Consider the following 4,741-nt stretch of genomic DNA (forward strand, 5'->3'; position numbering starts at 1 on the left):
TATACTGTTCTTCAGTTAGTTTCTGACATATAATTCTTACTCTAATTTTTGCTTCTTTTCCTAACAATACCTCGTTTTCTAAAAATAACTTATCCTCTAAACATTCTAATAACTCCATTTTTTGATTTGTTTCTACATCATATATGTTGGTATCGGATTTATAACGACTTATGAAATAAGCTCCTATTTCATTGATTTGTTTAAAAGAACTTGGCACAAAATAACCGAGATCAGATATTAGCAAATCATTGCTTAATATATTACTTAAATGTTTCCTATATCCCTGGTCTGATCTTACCCACTCCGTTAAATTAAGTTGGTCTATTATCTGATTCATGTAGTCGAAAACTAATTGTAACTTTATTCCAGACTTAGTATTGCTTTCATAGCCACTGTAGCTAGTACCATAACCTTTATACATCTCTTCCATACTGTTAGGTAGAGTAACATAGCTACTGTCCAATAATTTAACACTATTAAATTGCTGTAAGATTTTGCAATCAACTTGCAAGATATTTTTAAAGAGAATCACAGATTCATTATACATCCTTTTCATAAATTCCACTGCTTCTTCAGTAAATCTAAAATCCAAACCTTGTTTTGTTATATCTATCGAGTCCTCGTTTAGTAATTGACACATTGTTTCTACGCTACAATTATCAACTCCTATATTACCCAAGACCATGGCTTTTACGCATGATGAACCTTTTAGCTTTCTCTTTCTTTTTATAAACCTTGTTGTAATTGAGATTTCCTCTGCTTTTTCATTAAAAAATTCTTTGAGCTTTTTTGATAAGCAAGTTATTTTATTCATTGGTTCTCTCACTAAAAGTATATCTTGGAGAACTTATACCTTATTATTCTATCCCTTTCATACCTTTATTTCCTTAACTTGACGCGTATGGTTCAAAAAACTCACCTCAACCTGGTTAAAATTTTCCTTAAAAGACAAATACAGAAAAACAAGAATATCAATAGCTTATTGTTTTAGCATTTACGATAAAGCAGTAAGCATTTTAAGACTAGTTACTAATTTAGTAAAATTCAAGACTTTCAATAATTTACCTAAAATCTAATCCAGAATTCGGGTTAATAATAAAATCTTGTTTTTTGAAAATGAATTTGGTAAACTTTAAAGATGTATGTGACAATATGGTGATATATTGTTTTTAGTATTTAATAAATTAAAGTACGTACTTGATAATTTTTCTGAACGCTCTAATCAAGCTAAAATAGGTAAGCTAGATAAAATTATTCTTAGTTTAAAATTGGTATAAGGTATTAAGATGAAAAAAATTGAAATTTCAGAATTACTAAAAAGAATTTCAATCTGTTTACTATGCGTGGCAACTATTGTCTCTATCGCTTTTTTGTTTGCCTATATGCATACAATGTTGCTTAGTAAAGGGTATGAGTTAGCTGCACATTATGTTAGTGAAGCTATGCCTTGTGTGTTACTTGTCGTTCTCCTTTTTATTGTTTGGTTTGTATATGATCAAGTATTCAGCAAACTAAAGGAAGTAGAGCTGCCTATATCGATAGAATTAGCTAATTCAGATGATAAAAGAATAACATTTGCTGATGCTATAATTGATGACTCCTTAAAACAACGGTTGCAGATGATTTGCTGCGACCAAATGACAGAAGAAATGCGCAAGCTGTTTGGAAATAAAAGTATTAATTCACTAAGAGGTTACATATTATATGGCCCTCCTGGAAATGGTAAAACACTTATCGCTCGTGCAATTGCAGGTGAATCAAATATGAATTTCGTAAGCATCTCAGGTCCTGAACTTATTGGGGTATATATTGGTCATGGTGCACATGCTGTACGCGAGCTTTTTAAAATAGCAAAAAAATATTCTCCTTGTATAGTCTTTATAGATGAAATAGATGCAGTTGCTCAAAAAAGAAGTACCGCTAATAACTCAGCTTACCATTGTCGAGAGAGTTTAACACAGTTGTTAACTGAAATAGATGGATTTAAGAGCAGAAGAGATATAATAGTAATTGGTGCAACTAACCTTATCGGTGGTATAGATCCAGCACTTATTAGACCTGGACGTTTAGGTCAGAAGGTTTATGTCCCTAATCCAAACATAGAGGTGAGACAAAAGATATTGGCACTTTATATGCGAGGTACAAAAACTGATGAAAAGCTAAGCCTCCAAGACATTGCAGACAAGACTGAAGGCTATTCTGGGGCTGAGTTAGAGCAATTAGTGAATGAAGCAAAAATTAGCGCTGGTGCGCAAAGACGGCTTATAGTGAGTGAGGAAGATTTCAGTTACGCGCTTCACAGGTTAAGTCCAGAACAAGAAAGAGATAGAATAAAGTTAGTTTCAAACGCGAAGACACAGATAGAAGAAACTTCTTTTATACGATAAACATAAAAATTGAAATTATAGAAGTGTAGCTGAGCCAACCTTCGTTATTCTTATTATTACCCACAAATAAAGACATGGTATTGCATTTACTCAAATAATTTAATTTTATTAACCTGAAAGCTTATTGGATTAAAATTATTAAATTAAGAGTTATAATTTTAGCAACTAAAAGCTGTAAATTGCACCATATAAACAGCTATTTCAAGCAAAAGTTATACTGACCTTAGCCAGAAAAAGTGGTGGAAAAGTTAGGAATGTTTTTTACAAAAAAAGACAGTATCAATAAAAAGGATTTTATTCTATTTGAAATATAAAATTATCATGTATTTTTCTGCTATTCCCAAGTGAATTATTATTAACTTAGCAGTATATATTATTAAAAACACAAGCAATACAATCATTTTTAGCAACCAAAACCAGCAAGCGTGAGAAGATTTTTTTTTGGAATGAGTTGGTCATGATGTTTGTAAAACTTAATTTGTACACTTTACTTACCCCCAGTAATTCTGATATAGTTACCTTAGTTAAAGTCTATAAAAGTTTATAAATGGCAACCTTAAGTGTAAGAGAAGCTTTATGCACAGCAATTAGAGAAGAAATGCAAAACGACTCTGATGTGCTTATCATGGGTGAAGAAGTTGCAGAGTATGATGGTGCTTATAAAGTAACGAAAGGATTACTGAAAGAGTTTGGAGAAAACAGAGTAGTTGATACGCCTATTACCGAACATGGATTTGCTGGCCTTGCTGTTGGAGCGGCATTTGCTGGATTAAAGCCAATCGTTGAGTTTATGACTTTTAATTTTTCTATGCAAGCTATTGACCAAATTGTGAATTCCGCAGCAAAAACAAATTATATGTCAGGCGGACAACTTGGATGCCCTATAGTATTTCGTGGACCAAATGGCGCTGCAGCAAGAGTTGCTGCACAACATTCTCAATGCTTTGCAGCTTGGTATTCGCATATACCTGGGTTAAAAGTAATAGCACCCTATTTTGCCTCCGATTGCAGAGGTCTGCTTAAAGCTGCAATTCGTGACCCTAATCCGGTAATATTTCTAGAAAACGAAATAGCTTATGGACATGAGCATGAAGTTTCTGACTCTGAGCTATCAAACAAAGATTATCTACTTGAGATAGGCAAAGCTGCTGTTATACGGGAAGGAAAGGATGTAACTATCACTGCTTTTTCATTAAAATTAATGGATGCCTTAAATGCAGCAGATTTACTTTCGAGTGAAGGTATAGAAGCTGAAGTTATTGACCTCAGAACCTTAAGACCACTTGACACTCAAACTGTTATTAACTCTATTCAGAAGACTAATAGGTTAGTTAGTGTAGAAGAAGGATGGCCATTTGCAGGAATAGGAGCAGAGCTGTCAGCCGTTGTTATGGAACAAGGATTTGACTACCTTGATGCTCCAGTTGTACGTGTAACTGGCAAGGACATCCCCTTACCTTACGCTGCAAATCTAGAAAAAAAAGCATTACCGCAAGTGGAAGATATAGTTGAAGCCGTGCATCAGGTCTGTTTTAGAAAAAAATAGTTCTTTTTTGTGTCTCCTGTTCCGCATTGGTCCATCAAAGAAGTATTTCCAGTGCCGCCTATACCACCCATTACTTTTATGACGATAGTTTTAGCACCGAAAAATATAGCACTTCTCGCAATAGTCCGAATAGGATAAGATATGTGCTTATGGCTATGGTAGAGCAGTAGCATATTATGATCTGTTCGGATTATTGTAAAAAGAGCTATACAGCACAAAATATACCGAGTGCAAAAAGAGCTGGCCATGGCATTCTACCAAATATCGCAAGCAAAGCTGCACCTATTATCACTACGGTCATAAGCGGTCCGCCTATTCCCCAAACGTAGCCAATAATGTTACATATTATAGCACTTCTCGCAATAGTCCGAATAGGATAAGATATGTGCTTATGGCTATGGTAGAGCAGTAGCATATTATGATCTGTTCGGATTATTGTAAAAAGAGCTATACTTGAGCAGTTGTATCAGTATTAGTGTCAGCGGCAGCACTCCCAACATGAGAAAAAGAAATAAATAATACTATAAAAAGAATATTAAAAACTTTCCTAGGGTTCATCTCTATACCTTAAATTTAGATATTGCAATTATACCTAAAATACTATAATTTTTAGTAAAACTAGCATAAAGATTGAATAACAAACAGTGCCACAAAAGTAGTTGACACACAACTGCACAAATATTGTAATATAGACATAGTAAACGATATTATTCCACTGCTTGACGCTGGAATCCAGACTTTATAGCTCTTTTTACAATAATCCGAACAGACCGTAATATGCTACTGGCCTGCTATAGCCATAAACACA

At 33.9% G+C, this 4,741-nt stretch carries 3 protein-coding genes and 3 pseudogenes; 2 read left to right on the plus strand and 4 right to left on the minus strand.

What is annotated here, in order from left to right; translation table 11 throughout:
* On the minus strand, window positions 1–814 hold an 814-nt coding region (locus OZD68_RS02155), incomplete at its 3' end, for an IS4 family transposase (protein ID WP_275008717.1).
* A gap of 472 nt (window positions 815–1,286) precedes the next feature.
* On the opposite strand from OZD68_RS02155, the gene OZD68_RS02160 reads away from it, so the two are divergent.
* Both OZD68_RS02160 and OZD68_RS02165 read left to right on the plus strand, forming a co-directional pair.
* Complete coding sequence (locus OZD68_RS02160) at window positions 1,287–2,387, plus strand: ATP-binding protein (protein WP_182309395.1); 1,101 nt, start codon at window positions 1,287–1,289, stop codon at window positions 2,385–2,387.
* A gap of 547 nt (window positions 2,388–2,934) precedes the next feature.
* On the plus strand, window positions 2,935–3,933 hold the full coding sequence (locus OZD68_RS02165) for a pyruvate dehydrogenase complex E1 component subunit beta (protein ID WP_012673123.1): 999 nt from the start codon (window positions 2,935–2,937) through the stop codon (window positions 3,931–3,933).
* On the opposite strand, the pseudogene OZD68_RS02170 reads toward OZD68_RS02165, so the two are convergent.
* The 3 pseudogenes from OZD68_RS02170 to OZD68_RS06760 form a co-directional block, all read right to left on the minus strand.
* Window positions 3,909–4,037: pseudogene (locus OZD68_RS02170) on the minus strand (TrbC/VirB2 family protein); the annotation flags it as partial. The gene OZD68_RS02165 and the pseudogene OZD68_RS02170 sit on opposite strands and share 25 nt — an antisense overlap.
* A 104-nt stretch (window positions 4,038–4,141) precedes the next feature.
* Window positions 4,142–4,348: pseudogene (locus tag OZD68_RS02175) on the minus strand (TrbC/VirB2 family protein); the annotation flags it as partial.
* 35 nt (window positions 4,349–4,383) lie between these two features.
* Window positions 4,384–4,491, minus strand: a pseudogene (locus OZD68_RS06760) (TrbC/VirB2 family protein); the annotation flags it as partial.
* Window positions 4,492–4,741 lie beyond the last annotated feature (250 nt).

It is taken from the genome of Wolbachia endosymbiont of Drosophila bicornuta (genome assembly GCF_028982105.1).
Classification (GTDB): Bacteria; Pseudomonadota; Alphaproteobacteria; order Rickettsiales; family Anaplasmataceae; genus Wolbachia; species Wolbachia pipientis.